The following is a 20,035-nucleotide window of genomic DNA, read 5'->3' as shown; positions in this document are numbered from 1 at the left end:
CATGGCGCCCATGCAGCTCACCACTGGCACCGTCGTTGGCGGCAAGATCGTCGTCGAAGGAGACCCGCTGCCCGAGGGCACGGTCGTCACAATCCTGACACGCGACAGGAACGAGACCTTCCTTGTGCCTCCTGAACTCGAAGCCGAGCTGCAAGCGTCACTCGGCGAGTTGGAGCGCGACGAAACGATGCCGGCCGACGTGCTGCTGCAACGACTTCGCATGGCATCGTGAGTGGCCGCGTCGCCGTGGTGGTGACCCGCAGGGCCGCCACCCAGTTGGAGCGGGCCGCATCGTGGTGGCGCGAGAACCGGCAGGCTGCACCTGACGCCGTGGCGAACGATTTCGAGGACGCACTCCGCTTGCTGGCCTTGCAACCCGAATTGGGCGCGCGCTCTGCGTCGCCACGCCACCCGGACCTGCGACGGCTCTTCCTCGCCCGCATCCGCTATCACGTCTACTACCAGGCGCTGCCGGACAAGGTGGTGATCCTCGCGTTCTGGCACGCCAGCAGGCAGTCGCCGTCTCTGTGAGTTCTCCGGCAGGTCAGCCAGATCGGCTCAACGCCGCGTCACATGCACAGTGCGATCAGATCGCGAGCGGTCGCCACGATCGCCTCACGCGGCGGCCTGGGAACCCAACCCAGCGCCTCCCGCGCATGCGTCGCATCCTGATGCCGCGCCGTGCCCAGCTCACTCGCCGCCGCCCGCACCGCCGGGCTGACCTTGGCCAGCAGGCGCACCGCCCAGTCCGGCATCTGCAGTGTCGGCACGCGCTGGGCCTGCTCGCCAAGCTCGGCCCTCAGGATGGCCGCGATTTCGCGCAGCCAGAGAAAACCGCCGCAGGCGATGAAGCGCTCGTCGGCCATGCCCGGCGCGGTCAGCGCGCGCCAGTGCAGCTCGGCCACGTCACGCACGTCGACGATGCCGAAGCCGATGTTGGGCAGGGCCGGCACCTTGCCCTGCAGCAGGCTCTTGACGATGACGACGCTGGCCGAGTAGTCGGCACTCGCCACCGGGCCGAGCACGACTGACGGATTGACCGTGCAGAACTCCAGCCCGCCGCCCTCGCGCGCCACCCAGTCGCGCGCGGCGCGCTCGGCGATGGTCTTGGACTGGATGTAGGGCGGGATGCCGGGCGTCTCCAGCCGCGTCCAGTCGTCCTCGGTGAAATGGTGCTCGCCCGGGCCATGCCCATAGGAGATGGCCGCGACGGATGAGGTCATGACGACGCGCTGCACGCCGGCATCGCGCGCGGCCTTCAGCGCGCGCAGGGCGCCGTCGCGGGCGGGCACGATCAGCTCGTTGGCGTCGCGCGGCACGCCCACCGGCAGCGGCGACGCGAGGTGGGCCATGTGGCTGCAACCAGCGGCCGCCTCGGCCCAACCGGCGTCGGCCATCAGGTCGGCGGCAAAGCAGCGCAGCTGTTCGCTCGCGTCTCCGTCATCTGCGCCCAGCAACTGGCGCAGCGCCGGCTCGCGCCTGAGGTCGCGCACGGTGGTGTGCACCTGCCAACCGTTGGCCAACAGCTGGCGGATCAGCACGCCGGCGATGTAGCCGCTGCCGCCGGTGACGAGGACGCGAGGAGGGGTGTTCATACGCTTCACTCCACGAACACGCGCGCGTGCCCCTCGTGCGCCGCGGGCGAGCGCCAGTAGGGCGATTCAAAGGTGACGTGGATGGACGGGCACTCGTCCTTCGGCCGCAGGAACACGCTGCGAACCTGCCTGCCCTGGGCCTGCAGTGCGCGGCGCAGCTCATCCTCGCTGGGCAGCTGGAATCCTGGCTGGGTGTACAGCAGCAGCTCCGCTGCCGAAGGATGCCGGGCGAGCGATGCGAAGTCGACCTGGCCCATGTGCAGCAACACGCCGGCGTTCTGCAGCTCCGGCCAGTGACTCAAGGTCTCGTAGCTGGCCAGCGTCCCGCCGCGGCTGCAGACGAAGACCCAGCGCAGCCGGTTCACCCCCGCGATGGGCTCGAAGCTCTGCACCTTGGAGGTCTTGTAGATCTCCAGCATTTCGATGCCCGGGGTCTGAGCCAGCTCGCTGATGTCCGTGAGGCTCAGGCAATGCGCCAGGCGCAGTTCACGCAGCGCCGAGAACCGCGCCAGGCCTTCCAGCGAGGTCAGCGGCGCGCCGGCAAGGATGAGCGATTCCAGGCCGCTCCAGCCGTCGAGTGCATTCAAGGACTTGAGCTTGCGGGGCCGCCTCAGCTCCACGCGGCGCAGGCTGGGGTTGTTCAGCCCTCGGGGATCGAGCTTCTCCGCATCCAGGCAGCGAAAGCCGCGCAGCCTGGGCAGCTTGCGGTAGTCGCCATGGGCTTGCGGCGCCTTGTGCAGGTAGATCTGCTCCAGTGCCGGCAGCAGATCTATGCTCTCCAGGCTCAGCTCTTCCGACGGGCTCCTGAGACCGCGGATCTTGTGGGCGTAGGGTTGCAGCGCCCCCAGCGAACCCACGCCGGCACCAGGGCTGACCCAGTAGACGTCGTTCTCCGCCAGTGCGGCCTCCGAGGCGGCGCTCCAGCGGTAGATGTCCAGATCCAGCTTGCCATCAGGGCGCCCTTGCAGCCAGTGGTCATCGCTCTTTTCGAGAAAGTCCGGCGTCTCGCCGAACCATCCCTCGAACTCGCAGTCATGCTGTGGGCCGAGCTGGCACATCTCCTTCGTCCATGCGAGCAGGGCGTCTTCCGTCATCAGCAGCGGCGGGGTGTGGCCGGTGACCACCCACGACGCCACCTCCAGCGAAGCGGCGGTCCAGTCCACGAAAGCGCCCGTCTTGCGCGCCTGCGGCTCATAGCCGCGCGCCTTCAGCACCGCCGCCAGCGCGTCGGCCTTGGCCTGCGTGTTGGTGTGGAAGAAGAACTTCAACGGCTTTTCGTCGGTCGGCTGGACTCGCCAGGCCCGCAGCGAGGCCAGTTGCTGGGGCGTTTTCCAAGCCGCCCGAGCCACGCTGCGCTCGAAACGCTCCTCGGTGACAAAGCTTTCCATGCCGACGCCTCTCCCTGGATGAATGCGCCCCATCGTAAGCAACGAAAACGACGGGCCGCCCCCATGACGCCCGTCATGCCCGGGCCATTCCCATTGCCAGACGGTCACCCGGCATGGACAGTCTCGGCTTTCCGCAAGTTTCCGGGACACCCCCTTGACCTCCGCCACCCTGACCGCGGCCGCCGACGCCACAAGCGACGCACGCGCCCGCCATGACCGATCCTTCCTGGGCCACCCCGCCGGCCTGGGCTGGCTGTCCTTCTGCGAGCTGTGGGAGCGTTTCAGCTACTACGGCATGCAGGCGCTGCTGGTGCTCTATCTGAGCAACTACCTCTTCCTGCCGGCCCACATCGGCCATGTGGCCGGCATGGATGCGCTGCGCTCGGCAATAGAGAACGTCACCGGTCCGCGCTCGCCGCAGCAGCTGGCGTCTGCCGTGTTCGGCCTCTATGTGGGCCTGGTCTACCTGCTGCCCATCTTCGGCGGGCTGATCGCCGACCGGCTGCTGGGCCGCACCAAGACCGTCGTCATCGGCGCGCTGCTGATGGCCACCGGCCACTTCCTGATGGCCATCGAGGCCGCGCTGCTGCCGGCCCTGGGCTGCCTGCTGCTGGGCGTGGGCTGCTTCAAGGGCAATATCGCGGCCCAGGTGGGCGACCTCTATGCGCCGGGCGACAAGCGCCGCGCCAGCGCCTTCCAGATCTTCATGCTGGCGATTCAGATCGCCGTCATCGCCGCCCCCATCGTCTGTGGCACCCTCGGCGAGAAGGTGGGCTGGCACTGGGGGTTCGGCTCGGCCGGCGTGGGCATGTTGATCGGTCTGTTCGTCTATCTGGCGGGCCGCCGCTGGCTGCCGCCCGAACCGCAGCGCAGCGCAGCCAAGGCTGAGGTGCGTCCGCCATTGGGCCGCCGTGGCGTCGTGCAGGTCGCCCTGCTCGTCGGCATCCTGCCGCTGCTGATGCTGTCCATCGTCGGCAACCAGCAGTTCAACAACGCCTACCCGCTGTGGTCGCAGCAGCACATGGACATGATGGTCGGCAGTTTCCAGGTGCCGGTGACCTGGCTGCAGGCCGTGGACGCCACGGTGAGCTTCATCACGATGCTGGGTTCGATCGCCTTCTGGCGCTGGTGGGCCACGCGGCGACGCGAACCCGACGAGGTCACCAAGATGGCGCTGGGCTCCTTCGTCGCGGCTGGCGCGCCGCTGCTGCTGCTGATCCCGGCTTTCGCCATCGAAGCCGGCGGCGGCAAGATCAGCATCCTGTGGACCTTCGCCTACACCCTGGTCAACGACATCGGCTTCGCCAACATCATGCCAGTGGGCCTGGCCTTGTATTCACGCGCCGCGCCGCGCGGCCTGCAGGGGGTCATGATCGGCATCTACTACCTGCACCTGTTCTTCGGCAACACCTTCGTCGGCTGGCTGGCCGGGCTGCTTGAGACCATGCCGGGCTCACAGTTCTGGGGCCTGCATGCGGTACTGGTGGCCGCGGCCGGGGTGGGGCTGCTCATCGTCAAGCTGGTGTTTGGCCGCTTGCTGGCGCCGGACGAGGCGCCAGCCCAGGCCTGACCGGGCTCATGCCCGCGCGTGCTGGGCCGTGCCAACGCCCAGCGAGCGTGTCAGGGCCGCCATCAACGCCTTGTACTTGTCGCGCACCTCACGCTTGTCCACGGCGTTCTCGGGCTCCGAGAAGCAGGCATTCCAGGCCTCGCTCCAGGCATAGCCGCTGTCGGTGCGGCGGTCGCCATCGGGACTGCGCACCAGCGCGCGCAGCTTGGCATCGTGGCCCGCGCTCGTGTAGGTCTCGAACAGGACGTGGATGTAGTCCTGGTAGGCCTCGTAGACCTCGGCTTCGAACACATGCCGGTAGATGTTGAGCGTCTTGTCCAGGTCGCGCTTGGCATGGATGGCATCAGCCGGCGAGATGGTCTTCCAGTAGCCCACCCAGGTGAAGAAGCAAAGCAGCTGGTTCAGCTTGGGCGCGATGTCGTCGTAGATGGCCAGGCGCTTCTCGATGAGCTTCTGGTTGGTCCAGTTGCTGAGGTCCAGGCGCTTGAGCTGGCGACTGAACAGCCAGCCCAGCAGGGCCACCGACAGCGGCGTCAACACGCCGACGATGAGCTTGGCGATTTCCAGTGTCGGCCATTGAGCCATGCGACCCTCCTTCGGCACGGCGTGCCGCGCCGCAGCGTAGCCGGCCGCGGCCTTGCGGTGCAATCCCGTCTGCCTAAACTGGGTCGCCATGAACGACGCCCTTGACCATCTGGCCCGCGAACTCGCCTTGGACGCCCCGGCGCAGGAGGGGCTGCGGCTTCGCTTCGGCCTCGCGTGCGTGCAGCGGGTGCGGCATCTGCTGGAAGACGCCGCCGTCGTCGACTGCCTCGACGTGCTGGCCCGCTTTGCGAGCAGGGGGGCTACACGGGCAGAGGTGGATGCGGCGGCTGCCGAAGCGGCGCGGCTGGCCAACCACCACCCGGGCTCGCGCTCGCTCGACGGCGTGGGCCATGCGGCCGTGTCGGCCTCCTATGCGGTCGCCAATGCCCTCGCGGGGCGGGCGCTGCGCGCAGCCGAATACGCGGCCTATGCCACGGTCTATGGCGAGGGCGGCTATGGCGCCGTGCAGCAGCGCGAGTCCTTCCAGCCCGAGTTCGACTGGCAGCTGGACGCCTTGCGCCGCCTTGCCGCTGAAGTGCCGGTGTAGCGTCGGTTGGGTGCCTGCCTACACTGCGGCACATGATCACCGTCCACCACCTCAACAACTCCCGTTCGCAGCGCGTGCTGTGGCTGCTCGAAGAACTGGGCCTGCCCTACGAGATCAAGCACTACCAGCGCGATGCCAAGACCGGCCTGGCGCCGCCCGAGCTGCGCCAGGTGCACCCGCTGGGCAAAAGCCCCGTCATCACCGACGGCGGGCTGACGGTGGCGGAGAGCGGCGCCATCCTGGAGTACCTGGTGGACCGCTACGGCCAGGGCCGGCTCAAGCCCACGGGCGAGCAGGACCTGCTGCACTACCGCTACTTCATGCATTTCRCCGAGGGCTCGGCGATGCCGCCTCTGGTCATGAAGCTGGTGTTCAACAAGGTCAAGCGCGCGCCCATGCCCTTCTTTGTGAAACCCATCGCCAAGGGCATTGCCGACAAGGTGCTGAACAGCTTCGTGCAGCCCAATATCGACGCGCAGCTGAAGTTCCTGGAGGGCGAGCTGGCGTCCCGGCCCTGGTTTGCCGGCGCCGAGTTCAGCGCGGCCGACATGCAGATGAGCTTTCCTGTCGAAGCCGCGGCAGCACGGGGCACGATGGACAGCTACCCCAAGCTGAAGGACTTCCTGGCCCGCATCCACGCGCGGCCGGCCTACAAGAAGGCCCTGGAACGCGGCGGGCCTTACAGCCTGATGAGCTGACCCTACACTGGCTCAACGGCCGCGCGCTCCGCGCGGCCGCTACCGTCTTGCCCCGCCGGCCTGTCGCCCGGCCGCTGTGAACGAACAGCGGCGCTGACCTCCCCGTGTCGCATTGCGCTCTGACACGCAGGTCACCTGGGGGCTCTCATGCCCGGCTATGAAATCAAAGTCCAGGCGCTCGCCATCGATGGCGCGGCGGATCTGCAGATCCGCTCGCTGCTGGACAACGACCAGTTCGCCGACCCGGCGGGTGCGGCCGAGGCCCTGGGCATCTCGCCCGCGCAATGGCCGTTGTTCGGCCAGGTCTGGCCCTCCGGGCTGCATCTGGCCGCCGCGATGGCGATCCGGCCCCTGCTAGAGGGCGAACGCATCCTGGAGATCGGCTGCGGTCTGGCCCTGGCCAGCCTGGTGTGCCACCGCCGCGGCGCCGAGGTCACGGCCAGCGACATCCACCCGCTGGCCGGCGCCTTCCTGCTCGAGAACMTGCGCCTGAACGAGCTCACGCCCATGCGCTACTGCCATGGCGACTGGAGCGAGGACGCGGTCGCCGCCGAGGGAGGCGCACCGCGTGTGCAAGGACGCTTCGATCTCATCATCGGCAGCGACGTGCTCTACGAACGCGACGACGGCGGCGCGCTGGCGGCCTTCATCGAGAAGCACGCGCTGCCGCAGTGCGAGCTGTTGATCGTGGACCCCAACCGCGGCAACCGCGCGGCGTTTGGCAAGCGGATGGCGGGGCTGGGGTTTGAGTTCAGTGAGGTGCTGTTAGGGGCGGAAGCGGGGAGGCCGGACTACCGCGGGCGGTTGATGCGGTTTGTGCGCGGCTGACGCGGCTGCCTCAACGCTTGGGCAGCGCTCCCTTCGGCCCGTACTCCACCACCCTACAGCCCGCCCCCTGCGGGTTGTCGCAGCAGGCCGCCAGCTTCTTCAGGCTCTCGCTGAACTGCTCGTCCCACTGCGCCTTGCTGTGCAGGTTGCCCGGGCTCATCCAGTGTGATTGCGGGAACTTCTTGGACCACTCGTCGCCACCCTCCTGAGGTGCATTGCCGGTGGACTGCTTCATCGCCACCTGGCAGGAGTTCATGTTGCCCATGCGATGGCAGGCCGTGCAGGTGTTGCCCCGCGTCGTGATGCCGAAGGCATTCAACTTCGCCCAGGCGCGCTTGAAGTCCTCGCCGATGGCCTTGGGTTGGTAAAAGCCAAAGGGATCGCCGGGCAACATGGTCGTCTGGGCGATGTAGGGGCTGTACATGAAGGGGCCGCTGTCGTGGCAGCCGATGCAGGCGGGCTGCTTGAAGGCCACCTCGTAGGGTGACAGCCAGACCTTGTCGGCCGGCACCGCAGGCCGCTTCAGGGTGCTGGGCGACGGCACGGCGCGGCCATCAATGCCCGCGCCCTCAGTCAGTGGCGCCTTGGCCTTGGCGGTGAACCAGCAGGTCTTGCCGTCCTTGAGGCTGTGCGAGATGACGTTGATCTCGTCGAACAGCGGGCTGCCGACGGGCCGCGCGACTTGCTTGCGGCAGACGGCACTGATCTGCGCGGTCTTGTCGTCGCGCAGCACCAGGGCGCGGCTGCCGGGCACGCACTGGCCCTGGCTGCCGACATCGTGCTGGGGCAGCAGCGACGGCCTGTCGCAGCGCGGTGGCGCGGGTTGCGATGGCACGGGCTTGCCGTCGACGGTGATGGGGATCTCCTCGCCCGCCATGCAGTTGAAAGCAGGGATCTCGCTGATCTGCTCGGCGCATTGGCGGCCGTATTCGTACAAGGTCTCGGCCTGGGCGGCACCGGCCAGCAGCAGTAGCAACAGGGCTCTCATGCGACCACCAGCCCTTTCTCCGCCAGCACGACGGTGCGTATGGCCTGGTGGTAGCGGGCGTAGCCGGTGCAGCGGCAAATGTGCTGGCCGACGGCGTCTTCAATCGCCGCGTCCAGTTGCTCGCGGCGGATGGGCTGCGCGCGCAGCCGCCCGAGCAGCATCTCGGTCGCCATGACAAAGCCCGGCGTGCAGTAGCCGCACTGGAAGGCGAAGTGGTCGAGGAAGGCTTGCTGCACAGCGCTGGGTTTTTCCATGCTGCCGGTGCCCTCCACCGTCGTGATGCTCTGGCCTTGCAGCAGGGCCACCGGCGTCGAGCAGGCCAGCATGGGCTGGGCCTGGCTCGATGGCGCACGCCGCGCGGCTACGGTGCAGGCCTTGCAGACGCCGATGCCACAGCACAGGCGCGTGCCGGACAAGCCGAGCTCTTCGCGCAGGAAGTCGACAAGGGGCAGGTCGGTGGGCACCTCGGTCTTGATGGGGCGGCCGTTGACGTGGAATTGGACGGGGACGAGGTCGGTCATTGGGAGGCCTCTCGTTGGTGTTGGTTGATGGCGAGGCCCAGCCGGGAGTTCGCCCCGGCGGGCGACCTACTTTCTTGTGTCGACAAGAAAGTAGGCAAAGAAACGACCCCCGATCCGCCCGCCCTTCGCTGCGCTTCGGGTCCCCTGCGGTACTCAGGCCTTGAGGCCCCGCGCAAAACTCCCTTCGCTACGCTGCGGTCAAACAGTTGCGCGGAGTCAGTTCTTGAAGCGTGCTGCGCACGCGGCCTCAAGGCCCTCCGTTCCTCGGCAGGCTCAGAGGGGGCAATAGAAATGCCTCGTTGCGAACGGCCTCCGGGTTTGGCTGTTGGCTGTTCAGGAGCCTCCCCTTCTAAACCGCCGAGAAGCACAGGAGCCCGGGGCGCGAGCGCAGCTCGCATCAACTTCTGACTTCGCGCCCCTTTGTTTGAACGGAGCGTAGCGAAGTGAGTTGGGCGCGGCCCCGGGCTTCGAGCATCGCAGGGGACCCCGACAGGGGCGGTTTCGCAGGGGAGAGCTTTTTGCCTACTTTTTGGCGGCGCAAAAAGTAGGTCGCCCGCGGGGGCGAAATCCCCGCTGGGCCTTGCCACAAAGCCGCTCATGACAAAGCCCTCTCAATGTCAGCGCCAGTAATCGGCAACGACCGAAACCGCTTCCCTGTCGCATGGGCGATCGCATTCCCGATCGCCGGCGCAATGGGGCAGAGCACCGCCTCCGCAATGCCCTTGGCCGTCGTCTCGGTGGTTGGCAGCGGCGTGATGCTCATGCGCGCGAGCGGCACGTCGGCGCTCAATGCCACGTGATAGCGGTCCAGGTTCCAGCGCCCGTCGCCCGCGCCGCCCGCCTCCAGCGGCAGGTCTTCCAGCAACGCATAGCCAATGCCCATCGCGATGCCGCCCTGGGCCTGGCCCAAGAGCAGGTCGGGTTGCAGCACCTTGCCGGCATCCACCAGCAGCTGCACGTCGACGACACGCGGCGCAAAACTCTTGGGCCCGATCTCGACGGCCACCAGCACGCCCGACGGCGCATACAGGCTGCGACCGTAAAGCGCGGCCTCGGGCTTGGGCGGGATGACGTTCTGGCGCAGCACCGGCGTCCAGCTCGCCTGGCCCGCGGCGCGCAGCGACAAGCCGTCGATGGGCAGCTGCAGCGGCGGCCCGGCCGGCACGGCGTAGGTGCCGACCACCCAGGACCCTTCGTAGAGCCCATGCACCATGGCAGCCGAGGTCAGGCCCATTTGGTGGACTTTGGTGGCCAGCGCACGCAGCGCCAAGGGCGCCAGGCCCGGCGCGGTGAGATGACCCTTGTCCCACTTCGTCTTGCCCTGCAGCTGCGCCAGCGGCACGCCCCAGAGCGCCGCCGCCGCCGGCAGCAGACCGGCCTGGAAGAGCACCTGGCTGGCCTGCTCGGTCACATGCACCTGGTGGAAGGCCGTCAGGCAGGCGCTGCTGGACATCGCAAATCCCGCCGTCCAATTGGGCTTGCTCCAGTCGCCGCCCGGATAGGTGCTGACGTCCAGCGCATTGAAGCTGCCGACATCGCCCATGACGATGTCGTGGGCGTTGTGGCCCAGCCAGGCGGCCGTACTGATCGCCAGCGTTGTCGCCGAGCCATTGCCCATGTCGACGCAGTTGGTGCGCACGGTCAGGCGCCCGATGCCGTCCATGGCCACCTCGGCCATGACGCCATCCTTGCCCGTGCCATAGGCCTGGTTGGCCAGCGCAAAGCCGACGCCGTAGCGGATGCCCTCGCGCGCCTTGCGGGCCTTCACCGCTTCGCGGTCGCGCCACAGCGCATGCTCGCGCGAGCGGCGGCAGATCTCGCGCAGCGTCGTCGCCTGGGTCAACGGCGCGCCGGTGATGGTGCGGTCGCCTTCACGCAGCGCGTTGAGCTCGCGCAGCGCGATCGGGTCGCGCTTGAGCGCCACGGCCACCTCGTCGACCAGCGTCTCCACCGCGAAGCTGGCCTGCGGCCCGCCGAAGCCGCGCATGGAGCCGGCGACGACGCCCGTGCTGGGCTGGGCGATGGCATCGACATAGGCTTGGCGGATGTCGTAGCCGCTGAGGCCGCAATACGCCGCCAGCATGGCGACGAACTGGCTGTAGTTGTTTTGCCCACCAGAGGGCAGCACCTGCTGGCTGCCGAAGGCGAGGAACTTGCCGGTCTTCGCGTCCACCGCGATGCGCTGGGTGATGTGGCTGGCCAGCTGCTTGAGGCCGCCCTGGAACTGCTCGTAGCGGTCCTGGGCGATGCGCACCGGGCCGTCGGCCAGGGCCGCCGTGACGGCCAGCAGCGGCGGGAAGGTCGACACGTCGCGCCCGCCGAAGCCGCCGCCGGGATAGCAGGAGTTCAGCACCACGGTCGCGACCTTGACGGGGCAGTCCTTGCTGAACAGCGCCAGGCTGTCGCCCGAGTCGCCGTTGGTGGCCTGGGTGCCGAGCACGAGGTTGAGCGTGCCGGTGCCGGAGCGGTCCAGCCAGGCCAGGCCCGCTTCGGGCTCCATGAACATCGGGTCCAGCACCTGGGTGCTGTAGCTGCCGCCGAGCTGCAGCACGGCGGGGCTGGGCGCCTGCAGCGCGGCGTTGATGCGGCCGCGCAGCCGGCGGGCGGTGCTGTTGTAGGGCTGGGTCTTGGAGTCGGGCTGGTAGGGGTCGGACGCATAGCCCACCTGCACCTGCGAGAACGGCTCGATGCCCGCCGCCTCATAACGCGTCAGGTAGTTGACCGGGCTGTAGGCCATGACCCAGGGCTGGGTGGGAGGCGCGGCCAAGCCGCCGGTCTGCACGACACCGGGCTGGAACTGCAGCGCGCGCTTGGCGCGGCGGTAGGTGTTGCCGTCGGCAAAGATCAGGATGGCCACGGGTTGGCCGTAGAACTGCGGCGCCGTACCGATCGGCACCAGCAGCTGGTAGACGCCATCGGCACCCGCGCTGGAGAAGGGCAGTTGAAGGTTCAGGGAGGCCAGGTCGCGCTGCGGCCCGGTGTAGCCGGGCAGAGGCGTCTGCGTGATGGTCAGGAGCGGCCGCGCATCGGCGGCGTCGAGGCGGGACAGGTCCAGGCCCGCGAAGGCGAGGCCGGGATCGGTCGCGCGCAGGATCATCGCCATGCGCTCGGTCTGCGGCCAGCCGGGCATGTCGACGGCGCGGAAGTCGCGGGCGTAGATCTTCTGACCCGTCACCTTGGCCAGGCCGTCGATGCGAAAGCGCGCCTTGCCTGGGCCGCCGGACCAGTCGGGCGCACCCGGTGGCGCATGCGGTTGGACGGGCGTGCCTTCCGGCTGCGGCAGGGCGCCGGGGTTCTTCAGGGCTGGTGGCTTGAAGGCCAGGGCCAGCTCATGCACCAGCAGCGTCACTGCGGCTGCGCCGCTGCCAATGACGCGGCGCCGCGTCAGTTGGAATGGCCCGTTTGTGTTCTGCGACACGCTTGTCTCCCTTCCATGCGATGGGGGGAGTTTGGCGCCGCCAGCCGCCCTGTCTGGCGGGGGTTTTGCCTGAGTCGATGCCCTATCGAGTCAGTCGATAGATCAGCAAGGCCGCACGGATGGCACCACGCTCGATGGACGCGATCTCCAGCCACTCGTCCGGCGTGTGAGCGCCGCCACCCGCGGCACCGAGGCCATCCAGGCTGTCGACCAGCGGCGCGACGAATTGGACGTCGCCCGCGCCGCGCAGGCCGGGCGGGAAGGGCACGATGGCATTCAGGCCGGCGTCAGCGCTGGCTTGGGAATAGGCCTCCAGCACCTTCAGATTGCCCGGCGTGGGCGCCATCGGCGGGTAGCTTTCGTGGAAGCTGATCTTCGAGCGCGTGCCGGGCAGGGCCTGGTCGACGATGGCCTGCATGCGCTCACGCGCCTTCGCACCCTGCTCGGCGGTCAGGTAGCGCAGGTCGCCGCGCACCTGGGCGTCGCGCGGGATGACATTGGTCTTGCCGAAGGCCTGGCCCTGGCTTTCACTGTCATCCCATTTGGCGCTGGTGCCGGCCACGATCGTCGCGGCATTGAAGGTCAGGTCGGGCTCGATGAGCTGCTCGCGGAAGGCGTTCAGCACACGCGCCGCCTCATAGACGGCGCCGTAGCCATCCTTGCCGAACACGCCTGCCGAATGGCCGGTGCGTGCCGTGACGTTGAGATGCCAGCCGCCCGAGGCACGCCGGCCGATGGTGGCGGCGTCGCGGCCCTGCTCGTCCTTGGTCGCGCCCTCGAAGGCCAGCGCAACGTCGCTCTGTTTGGCCGCATCGATCAAGGCGGCCCGCGCCACCTCGGCGGGGCTGCCGACACGCTCCTCGTCGCCGGTGAAGACGGCCCGCACGGTGCGGCCATCCAGCGCGCCGGCGTCGTTCAGCGCCCGCAGCGCGAGCAGGATGATGACGTCGCCGCCCTTCATGTCGGACACGCCCTGGCCGCGCACCTTGCTGCCGTCGCTCTGCCAGGGCGGCACCGGGCTGTCCTTCTCGAAGACGGTGTCCAGGTGGCCGATCAGCAGCACGCGCTTGCCCTTGCCGCCACTGCGCTCGGCCACCAGATGGCCGGCGCGCTTCATCTCGGCTGGCATGTCGACCCAGTGCGCCTTGAAGCCGATGGCCTCGAAGGCCTTGGCGTAGACGGCGCCCACTTCGCGCACGCCGGTCGGGTTCAGCGTGCCGCTGTTGATGAGGACGCTGCGCTCCAGCAGCTTCAGCGCGTCGGGTGTGTGGCGCTTCACGTTGGCGACGATCTGCTGCTCCTGGGCGTCGAGCCCGGCGGCCACCGCCGAGGACGTGACGAGCAGCAGGGCGAGGGCGGTTCGGATAGCGTGCGGGGTCTTCATGCCTTGAGTGTCCAACACCCACCATGCAACGCCGCCTGCTGCTGACCCTGCCCCTAATGAGCTGTCTGCCGGCATGGGCCGCCCCTTCGACGGCCTTGCCCAGCGTGCAGGTGCTGCCCGAGCCGCTGGCCATGCCGGGGCTCGCCCGCAGCCGCACGCTGCGGCTGTGCCTGCCGACCAGCTACGACAGCCAGCCCGAGCGTCGCTACCCGGTCATCTACATGCACGACGGTCAGAACCTGTTCGACGCGGCCACCGGCTTCGCCGGCGAATGGGGCGTGGACGAAACGATGGAGATCCTCGCCAAGGAGACCGGCTTCGAGGCCCTCGTCGTCGGTATCGACAACGGCGCCGAAAAGCGCAACAGCGAGATGGCGCCCTACGACCACAAGGAACTCGGCAAGGCCGAGGGCCCGGCCTATCTCGACTTCATCGTCAACACGGTCAAGCCCTTCATCGACAACGGCTGGCGCACGCTTCCCCGAAGCGAGCACACGGCCCTGATTGGTAGCTCGCTGGGCGGCCTCGTCAGCCATGCGGCCCTGCTGAGCCATGGCGAGGTGTTCGGCCGCTACGGCCTGTTCAGCCCGTCCTATTGGGCGGCGCCCCAGCTCTTCGAAGCGACCGCTGCGGCCCGGCTGCCAGCCGACACGCGCATCCACCTCTACTGTGGCGGCCGGGAAGGCGGCAGCATGGCGGGGCAGACGCGCCAGATGCACAAGCAGCTGGCGCGCCAAATGCCGCCCGAGCAGTTGAGCCTGCACATCGCCGCCGAGGCGGGCCACAACGAGGCGGCCTGGCGCGCCGAGCTGCCGGCGGCGCTGAAAACCCTGTTCAGGCTGGGCTGACGGCGTCGTCGACCGCGGCGCTGCGTGCGACCTGCAGCCGCTTCTCACCGCGCCAGGCGGCCAGGCCGTCGGGCGCCTCGCGCGGCGACAGGCCATTGGCGCGGATGGCGCCCATATAGCCGTCGCGACCCTGGGCCTTGGTGGCGTACAGCGCCGAATCGGCCAGGGCCAGGCAGGCGCGCCAGTCCCACAGCCGCGGGTGGCGCGGGTCCAGTGGGAAGGCGCAAAAGCCGACGGACACCGTCACGTGCACGGTCTCACCCAGGCCGATCTCGAAGGGCTGGTCGCGCACCGCGGCGCAGACGCGCGCGGCCAGCTCGGCGGCATCGCGCCGCTCGGTCTCGCGGGCCAGCACCAGGATCTCCTCGCCGCCCCAGCGCACCAGGGAGTCGGTCTCGCGAAAAACCTGGCGCAGCCGCTCGGCCACTTGCACGAGCACCGCGTCGCCGGCCGCGTGGCCATGCACGTCGTTGACGCGCTTGAAATGATCCAGGTCCAGCAGCATCAGCAGCAGGTCGGCATCYGGGCCGGGACCTTCGCCCGCTCCTTCAATTCCGGGGGTCTCGAAGCGGCGCAGGCACAGGCGCAGGTCGTCGTCCAGGCGCAGCTCGAGGTAGCGGCGGTTGCGCAGGCCCGTCAGTGCATCGGTCAGGCTCAGCTCGCGCAGCTCGGCCGTGCGCTCGTCCACCAGGGCCTTGAGTTCGACCTCACGGCGGCGCAGCAGCCGCGTGCGCCAGCGCATCCAGGCCCAGATGGCGAGCAGGGCCAGCAGCCCGCCGCCGATGCGGGCCGACGTGGTCTCCCACCAGGCCGGCTCCAGCGTGATGGGCAGCTGCAGCTGCTCGGTGCCCCACAGGCTGTGGTGGGCCGTGGCACGCACCTGCAGCGTGTAGTGGCCGGGCCGCAGCGGCCCGAAGCTGGGGTTGCGGCCGCTGGCGTCGACGCGCGTCCAGTCGCTGTCCAGGCCTTCCAGACGGTATTCGTAGCGCAGCCGAGACGGGTCGGCATAGTCCAGCGCCGCGAACTCGATGGACAGGCTGCGCTTGCCGGGCGGCAGTTTCAGGCCGTCCAGAAGATTGCGGGGCTGCTCCCAGGGCTGGCCGTTGACACGCAGGCCGCTGACGACCAGCGGCGGGCTGGTGCGCTGCGCGCGGTAGGCGTCAGGCAGCACGCGCAGCAGGCCTCGACTGCCGCCGAACAGCAGGCCGCCGCCGGGCAGCTCGGTGCTGGCAAAGAACCAGAAGCTGCCAAAGTTGGCGCCCTCGGCGCTGCCGAAGCTGTCCAGGCGGTCGGCCGCCGGGTCGTAGACATAGAGCTGGCTCCAGATACGGCCCTGCGCGTCCTCGTGCAGATTGCCGCCGAATACGCCCTCCACGCCATGGCGCTCGCTGATGCGCTCGAAGCGCGCGCGGCCCTCGCCGTCCCAGCCCTTGAGGCGATGCAGGCCGCTGAYCGGCGTGTCCACCCACAGCCGCCCGTCGCGCCCCCACAGCAGGCTCATGACGATGGGGCTGGCCAGGGACTCGGCGGGTGCCTGTGGCACCACCTCCAGGCCGCCCTGGCCAGCGGTTCTCTCGCGGAACAGGCCCTGCTGGCCGCCCACCCAGAGGCGCCCGTCCGGCGCGGCGCTCAACACATAGACGCCACCGTGCAGCGGCCCGCTCAGCGGATGCACCCGCTCCAGCGCTGCGGCGCCATCGCCGGCGAGGCGGTACAGGCCCTCCTGCATGCCCAGCCAGACGCTGCCGTCGGCGCGCAGCAGCAGCTGTTGGGCACGGCCGCCGTCCAGCGCCCAGTCGCGCAACAGGCGGCCATCGGCGGCGCGGTGCTCCAGGCGGCCGGCCGCGGCCATCCACAGGCTGCCGTCGCCCGCCTCGGCCATGAGCTCGACGACGCTGCGCCGCTCGCGCGGCCATTCGCCCAGCGTCGCCAGGTCGCGGCCCGGGCGGCCGTCCAGGCGGGCGACGTGGCCGGTCTGCGTCGGTGCCAGCACCTCGCCGTTCTTCAGCGCCAGCACCGCGCGCACATCGGCCTCGGCCAGCGGGCTGTTCAGGTCGGCATCGGGGCCGCGCACGGCCAGGGCCGGGTGGGAGAGATGGCGCTGCACGCCCAGGCCATAGCCGCTGACCCACATCGCGCCACTGCGGTCGCGCAGCAGGCCGCTGATGTCGTTGCCGGCCAGGCCCATCGCGCGGCGCGGGTCTTGGCGCAGCCTGGCCTCGATGGCGCCGCTGGCCGGGTTGACCCAGAACAGCCCGACCTTGCCGCCCACCCAGAGCCGCCCGTCCGGGCCTTCCGCCAGCGCATTGATGGGCATGCCCAGGGCCTGCACCCAGCGCACCTGACCCTGCTCGACGACACCGAGGTGGCCGTCCTGCGTGCCCAGCCAGATGCGCCCGCCACGGTCCTCGGCCAGGGCCGGCACGGGCATGCCCTGTTCCAGGCCGGGCAGGGCCAGGTCCTCCCAGGCGCCGCGCGCGAAGCGGCTCAGGCCGCGCCAGTGGCCGGCCCAGACGACCCCGTCGGCGCCCACCTGCAGGGCCAGCACCCGCTTCTCGGCCTGGCCGCGCCAGTGCAGCTCGTGGGCCTCGAATCGCGTGGCCGCCGGGTCGTAACGGTACAGGCCCTGGCCCAGGGTGCCGACCCAGATGGCGCCGTCCGGCGCCGCCGCCAGCGCGCGGATGGGCGGCTGCGGGCCCGCGCCGCCCTGGGCGCTGCCATGGCTTTCGACGCGGTCCTGTTCGGGGTCGTAGGCCACCAGGCCCTGGAACTCCGTGCCTATCCACATGCGCCCGTCGGCCGCTGGCGCCAGTGCCCGCACCCAGCCCAGGCTGCGCTTGGCCGTCGTGTCACCGGCCTGCTCGATGGGCCGCAGCCGGTAGCCGTCGTAGCGCGTCAGCCCCTTGCTCGTGGCGATCCACATGAACCCGGCCCGGTCCTGCGAGATCGCCGGCACCGAGTTCTGCGGCACTGTCACGCTGCGGAACTGCACCTCCAGCGGGCCCACGCCGGCGTCGGCGCGGGCCAGACCCGCCCCGAGCAGCATCAGGCCAAGCAGGCCTTGAATTAGGGGGTGCATGGGCCGGCATCCTAAAGGCGGCGATTGACGGCGCCGGCCTGCTGGGGTTAGGGCGGACGGGGGAGATGTGCGGTGCTGTCGGCGATCGGCGACTTGACATGCCACAGTCGCGCGTAATGCCGCGGCTATGTCCACGCCAGCACGGCAGGCGGCCGGCGGTTCAGCGACCGCAGCAGCGCAACGCAGGCCAGCAGCGTGACGCCCACATAGACGGCCTGTGCCACCTCCCACTGGCCCAGGCTCCAGGCCTGCGGACCGCGCACGTCCAGTACCGCGGCGGCGCCGTCGGGCGACATCACCAGGTCGCGCGCCCAGTTCCAGCCTGCATGCACGCCGATGGCGGCCGGCACGCTGCGCCAGCGGATGAAAACCAGACCGAACAGCAAGGAACCGGCCGTCGTGCTGACCAGCGCAACCTGCCAGCTCCAGCCGGACAGCACATGAAAGACAGCCGCGACGAGCGCCACGATGATTTGCGCCGGCCAATGGCCGAGGCTGCGCAGCAGGCCGTCCAGGGCGTAGCCGCGCCAGGCCAGTTCCTCGCAGGCATTGGTCAGGAGGTGAAAGAGCAGGGCGCCACCGATAGAAGCCGGCAGCAGCGCCGCCTTCATCCGCCATTCAACGGGCAGCCACAGCGCCATGACAAGTGTCGCCGCGGCGAAAAGCAGCAGGCCCGCCACCAGTCCCAGGCCCAGGTGGCTGAAGGCACGGGCCGACACTGTGAGGCCAAGGTCGGCCAGCGACCGGCCCTCGCGGCGCATCAGGGCACGCGCAAGCGCGGCCAGCAACAGCGCGGTCGCCAGGCCGTACAACATCGGCCTGTGCGGACCGACCGGAAACGGCAGGCCCTGGTAGACGACGACCACGAGCGGGAAGGCGCACAGCAGAAAAGCCATGCTGCGCAGTGCCAGCCAACGGCGGGCTTGGGTTGTCAGCGCGGTGTCGGCAACGTGCGGCATCGGCCGCACTCTAATATCAACCCACCGCACTCACCGCATCCACCACCACCCTGCCATCCAGCAGCCGCAGCGTGCGCGAAGCCTGCGTTGGCGGGGCAGATGTGCAGTGCTGTCGACGATCGCCGGGCTTAACGCGCCAGCAGTTCGCCCAGCACGCGCTGCGGGTCGGCCATGAAGTCGCGCGTGACGCGGTAGTGCTCGGTGTCTTCGTAGGCCACGCGGCGCACGCCGTCCGGCGTGCACTGGTAGATCCAGGCGTCGGGATAGGCCATCAGCAGCGGCGAATGCGTGGCGATGATGAACTGGGAATTCGCCTTCACCAGTTCGTGAACGCGCGCCAGCGCGGCGAGCTGGCGTTGCGGCGACAGCGCCGCTTCGGGTTCGTCAAGCAGGTACAGGCCCCGGGCGCCAAAGCGCTCGTTGAGCAGCGCGAGAAAGGATTCGCCGTGTGACTGCTCGTGCAGCGACTTGCCGCCATAGCCGCTGATGATCGGTGAACCGCCCGGCCCCGCGTCCAGGTTCTCGATCTCGGTCGCGACGTTGAAGAAGCTCTCGGCRCGCAGGAAGAAGCCATCGCGCGGCGGCTTGTAGCCCTTGGCCACCCGCAAGTACCCGTGCAGCTCGGAATGCGACAGCCGCGTGCCGAAGCGGAAGTTCTTGCTGCCGCCCTCGGCGTTGAAGCCCAGCGACACGGCCAGCGCCTCCAGCAGCGTCGACTTGCCCGAGCCGTTCTCGCCGACGAGGAAGGTGACCTTGGGATGCATCTCCAGCCGCTCCAGCGTACGCACGGCGGGCAGGTTGAAGGGATAGCGGTCGAAGGAGTCCACCTTGTCGCGCTGCAGGGCGAGGTGGAGGATGAACTGGGTGGAGATCACGGCCTGTCCTGCGACAACCGGATGCGCAGCTGCGCCGCCGTCATGCCATCCGGTGCGACGAAGGTCCGGCTGCCCATGCGCACGACGCTGAAGCCACCGACAACGGTCGACTCTGGCAAGGACGGCGCCGGTTCCAGGTAGCTCAGCCGACCGGCATAGGTGGGCAACGACGAGTTGGGGAAGCGGATGTCGAAGCTGACCTCACCCGGGCGCTCGATGACAGCGGTGATGGTGGCGCCGACGAAGCGCGACGAAGCGCTGCCGGGCACGCTGGTCTTCGCCACCGTCGCCGCATGGCGTCCTGCCGAGCCGCAGGGGCTGTCTTTGAAGGCGTCGGCCAGAGCCGACAGAACGGGCGCCGACTCCAGCGCCAGCCAGGGTGATTCCCGTGCGGCGTTGTCGACTTCCGCGGCAGCCACGCCTTTGACGAGGATGGCCCCGCCCTCGGCCGTGCGCACGTAGAGCACCTCGACAGGCGGTTTGTCCTTGTCGCTGCGACTGAGGACGTGCAACTCGCCGCTGCCGAAGTGCGCGACGCGGAATTCGCCGTCGGGTGCGATGGTCATGGCCTGTGCAGTGGGCATATGCCATCGGCTCTCACAGGCCGCCGCTGCCGGGCGGGCGAGGATCAGGGCTGCCAGGAAAAGGGTGGCACTTCGCAGGCGCATGGTGTCAGGCTAGGTTGACGAGCTTTGACTATGCCGCCTCGTGCAAGTACAGCGTCAGTGGCGGCCGTAACCCGCCGGAGCGAC

The 20,035-nt window shown here is 69.2% G+C and carries 18 protein-coding genes; 7 read left to right on the top strand and 11 right to left on the bottom strand.

Annotated elements, in window-relative coordinates:
- Positions 1-10 precede the first annotated feature (10 nt).
- Together ACXJKR_RS00400 and ACXJKR_RS00395 are read left to right on the top strand one after the other, a co-directional pair.
- Positions 11-232, top strand: coding sequence for a hypothetical protein (locus tag ACXJKR_RS00400; protein WP_457319809.1), 222 nt, complete (start codon positions 11-13; stop codon positions 230-232).
- Positions 229-531 (top strand): type II toxin-antitoxin system RelE/ParE family toxin, encoded by a 303-nt coding sequence (locus tag ACXJKR_RS00395; protein WP_457319807.1) that lies wholly within the window; start codon positions 229-231, stop codon positions 529-531. The genes ACXJKR_RS00400 and ACXJKR_RS00395 overlap by 4 nt, the downstream gene beginning before the upstream one ends.
- A gap of 38 nt (positions 532-569) precedes the next feature.
- On the opposite strand, the gene ACXJKR_RS00390 is transcribed toward ACXJKR_RS00395, so the two are convergent.
- Positions 570-1,595, bottom strand: a complete 1,026-nt coding sequence (locus tag ACXJKR_RS00390) for an NAD-dependent epimerase/dehydratase family protein (protein ID WP_457319805.1) — start codon at positions 1,593-1,595, stop codon at positions 570-572.
- 5 nt (positions 1,596-1,600) lie between these two features.
- Positions 1,601-2,983: a ribonuclease E inhibitor RraB gene (locus tag ACXJKR_RS00385; protein ID WP_457319803.1), complete on the bottom strand. Its 1,383-nt coding sequence runs from the start codon at positions 2,981-2,983 to the stop codon at positions 1,601-1,603.
- Between the two features lie 154 nt (positions 2,984-3,137).
- Here ACXJKR_RS00385 and ACXJKR_RS00380 point away from each other — a divergent pair, with 154 nt between their 5' ends.
- Entirely contained in the window at positions 3,138-4,553 is a 1,416-nt protein-coding gene (locus tag ACXJKR_RS00380) for a peptide MFS transporter (RefSeq protein ID WP_056191091.1), read from the top strand.
- A 6-nt stretch (positions 4,554-4,559) separates the two neighbouring features.
- Here the strand turns inward: ACXJKR_RS00380 and ACXJKR_RS00375 are convergent, their stop codons facing one another.
- Positions 4,560-5,138 (bottom strand): hypothetical protein, encoded by a 579-nt coding sequence (locus tag ACXJKR_RS00375; protein WP_457319801.1) that lies wholly within the window; start codon positions 5,136-5,138, stop codon positions 4,560-4,562.
- Between the two features lie 88 nt (positions 5,139-5,226).
- Here ACXJKR_RS00375 and ACXJKR_RS00370 point away from each other — a divergent pair, with 88 nt between their 5' ends.
- The 3 genes from ACXJKR_RS00370 to ACXJKR_RS00360 all read left to right on the top strand — a co-directional run bounded on the left by ACXJKR_RS00370 (position 5,227) and on the right by ACXJKR_RS00360 (position 7,211).
- Positions 5,227-5,685 carry a hypothetical protein gene (locus ACXJKR_RS00370; RefSeq protein WP_457319799.1) on the top strand — a complete coding sequence of 153 codons (459 nt, stop codon included), beginning with the start codon at positions 5,227-5,229 and terminating at the stop codon, positions 5,683-5,685.
- Positions 5,686-5,717: 32 nt separating this feature from the next.
- The gene (locus tag ACXJKR_RS00365; protein ID WP_457319797.1) at positions 5,718-6,383 is read left to right on the top strand and encodes a glutathione S-transferase family protein; all 666 of its coding nucleotides are present in this window, start codon (positions 5,718-5,720) and stop codon (positions 6,381-6,383) included.
- A gap of 147 nt (positions 6,384-6,530) precedes the next feature.
- A complete protein-coding gene (locus tag ACXJKR_RS00360) occupies positions 6,531-7,211 on the top strand; it encodes a class I SAM-dependent methyltransferase (protein ID WP_457319795.1) in 681 nt (226 codons plus the stop codon).
- 10 nt (positions 7,212-7,221) lie between these two features.
- On the opposite strand, the gene ACXJKR_RS00355 is transcribed toward ACXJKR_RS00360, so the two are convergent.
- The 4 genes from ACXJKR_RS00355 to ACXJKR_RS00340 form a co-directional block, all read right to left on the bottom strand.
- Positions 7,222-8,199: a hypothetical protein gene (locus ACXJKR_RS00355; protein ID WP_457319793.1), complete on the bottom strand. Its 978-nt coding sequence runs from the start codon at positions 8,197-8,199 to the stop codon at positions 7,222-7,224.
- The gene (locus ACXJKR_RS00350; RefSeq protein WP_457319791.1) at positions 8,196-8,720 is read right to left on the bottom strand and encodes a (2Fe-2S)-binding protein; all 525 of its coding nucleotides are present in this window, start codon (positions 8,718-8,720) and stop codon (positions 8,196-8,198) included. The genes ACXJKR_RS00355 and ACXJKR_RS00350 overlap by 4 nt, the downstream gene beginning before the upstream one ends.
- Positions 8,721-9,315: 595 nt before the next feature.
- A complete protein-coding gene (locus ACXJKR_RS00345) occupies positions 9,316-12,138 on the bottom strand; it encodes a xanthine dehydrogenase family protein molybdopterin-binding subunit (RefSeq protein ID WP_457319789.1) in 2,823 nt (940 codons plus the stop codon).
- A gap of 82 nt (positions 12,139-12,220) precedes the next feature.
- A complete protein-coding gene (locus ACXJKR_RS00340) occupies positions 12,221-13,522 on the bottom strand; it encodes a M20/M25/M40 family metallo-hydrolase (RefSeq protein ID WP_457319787.1) in 1,302 nt (433 codons plus the stop codon).
- Between the two features lie 23 nt (positions 13,523-13,545).
- Here ACXJKR_RS00340 and ACXJKR_RS00335 point away from each other — a divergent pair, with 23 nt between their 5' ends.
- Positions 13,546-14,370 carry an alpha/beta hydrolase gene (locus ACXJKR_RS00335; protein WP_457319785.1) on the top strand — a complete coding sequence of 275 codons (825 nt, stop codon included), beginning with the start codon at positions 13,546-13,548 and terminating at the stop codon, positions 14,368-14,370.
- Here the strand turns inward: ACXJKR_RS00335 and ACXJKR_RS00330 are convergent.
- The 4 genes from ACXJKR_RS00330 to ACXJKR_RS00315 all read right to left on the bottom strand — a co-directional run bounded on the left by ACXJKR_RS00330 (position 14,357) and on the right by ACXJKR_RS00315 (position 19,849).
- Positions 14,357-17,449 carry a ligand-binding sensor domain-containing diguanylate cyclase gene (locus ACXJKR_RS00330; protein ID WP_457319783.1) on the bottom strand — a complete coding sequence of 1,031 codons (3,093 nt, stop codon included), beginning with the start codon at positions 17,447-17,449 and terminating at the stop codon, positions 14,357-14,359. The two genes, ACXJKR_RS00335 and ACXJKR_RS00330, sit on opposite strands and share 14 nt — an antisense overlap.
- Before the next feature lie 125 nt (positions 17,450-17,574).
- Positions 17,575-18,408 (bottom strand): CPBP family intramembrane glutamic endopeptidase, encoded by an 834-nt coding sequence (locus ACXJKR_RS00325; RefSeq protein ID WP_457319781.1) that lies wholly within the window; start codon positions 18,406-18,408, stop codon positions 17,575-17,577.
- A 128-nt stretch (positions 18,409-18,536) separates the two neighbouring features.
- Positions 18,537-19,283: an AAA family ATPase gene (locus ACXJKR_RS00320; protein WP_457319779.1), complete on the bottom strand. Its 747-nt coding sequence runs from the start codon at positions 19,281-19,283 to the stop codon at positions 18,537-18,539.
- Positions 19,280-19,849 (bottom strand): hypothetical protein, encoded by a 570-nt coding sequence (locus ACXJKR_RS00315; RefSeq protein ID WP_457319777.1) that lies wholly within the window; start codon positions 19,847-19,849, stop codon positions 19,280-19,282. Before ACXJKR_RS00315 ends, ACXJKR_RS00320 begins: the two co-directional genes overlap by 4 nt.
- Positions 19,850-20,035: the final 186 nt, after the last annotated feature.

It is taken from the genome of Roseateles sp. P5_E11, from assembly GCF_054049355.1.
This window is presented reverse-complemented; position numbering and strand designations above follow the sequence as displayed.

What these genes read in the sequence shown, in the direction of transcription:
- ACXJKR_RS00400 (WP_457319809.1), top strand. Translation starts at nt 11, where the DNA reads ATGCAGCTCACCACTGGCACCGTCGTTGGCGGCAAGATCGTCGTCGAA.
- ACXJKR_RS00390 (WP_457319805.1), bottom strand. Translation starts at nt 1,595, where the DNA reads ATGAACACCCCTCCTCGCGTCCTCGTCACCGGCGGCAGCGGCTACATC.
- ACXJKR_RS00385 (WP_457319803.1), bottom strand. Translation starts at nt 2,983, where the DNA reads ATGGAAAGCTTTGTCACCGAGGAGCGTTTCGAGCGCAGCGTGGCTCGG.
- ACXJKR_RS00375 (WP_457319801.1), bottom strand. Translation starts at nt 5,138, where the DNA reads ATGGCTCAATGGCCGACACTGGAAATCGCCAAGCTCATCGTCGGCGTG.
- ACXJKR_RS00370 (WP_457319799.1), top strand. Translation starts at nt 5,227, where the DNA reads ATGAACGACGCCCTTGACCATCTGGCCCGCGAACTCGCCTTGGACGCC.
- ACXJKR_RS00355 (WP_457319793.1), bottom strand. Translation starts at nt 8,199, where the DNA reads ATGAGAGCCCTGTTGCTACTGCTGCTGGCCGGTGCCGCCCAGGCCGAG.
- ACXJKR_RS00350 (WP_457319791.1), bottom strand. Translation starts at nt 8,720, where the DNA reads ATGACCGACCTCGTCCCCGTCCAATTCCACGTCAACGGCCGCCCCATC.
- ACXJKR_RS00340 (WP_457319787.1), bottom strand. Translation starts at nt 13,522, where the DNA reads ATGAAGACCCCGCACGCTATCCGAACCGCCCTCGCCCTGCTGCTCGTC.
- ACXJKR_RS00335 (WP_457319785.1), top strand. Translation starts at nt 13,546, where the DNA reads ATGCAACGCCGCCTGCTGCTGACCCTGCCCCTAATGAGCTGTCTGCCG.
- ACXJKR_RS00325 (WP_457319781.1), bottom strand. Translation starts at nt 18,408, where the DNA reads ATGCCGCACGTTGCCGACACCGCGCTGACAACCCAAGCCCGCCGTTGG.
- ACXJKR_RS00315 (WP_457319777.1), bottom strand. Translation starts at nt 19,849, where the DNA reads ATGACCATCGCACCCGACGGCGAATTCCGCGTCGCGCACTTCGGCAGC.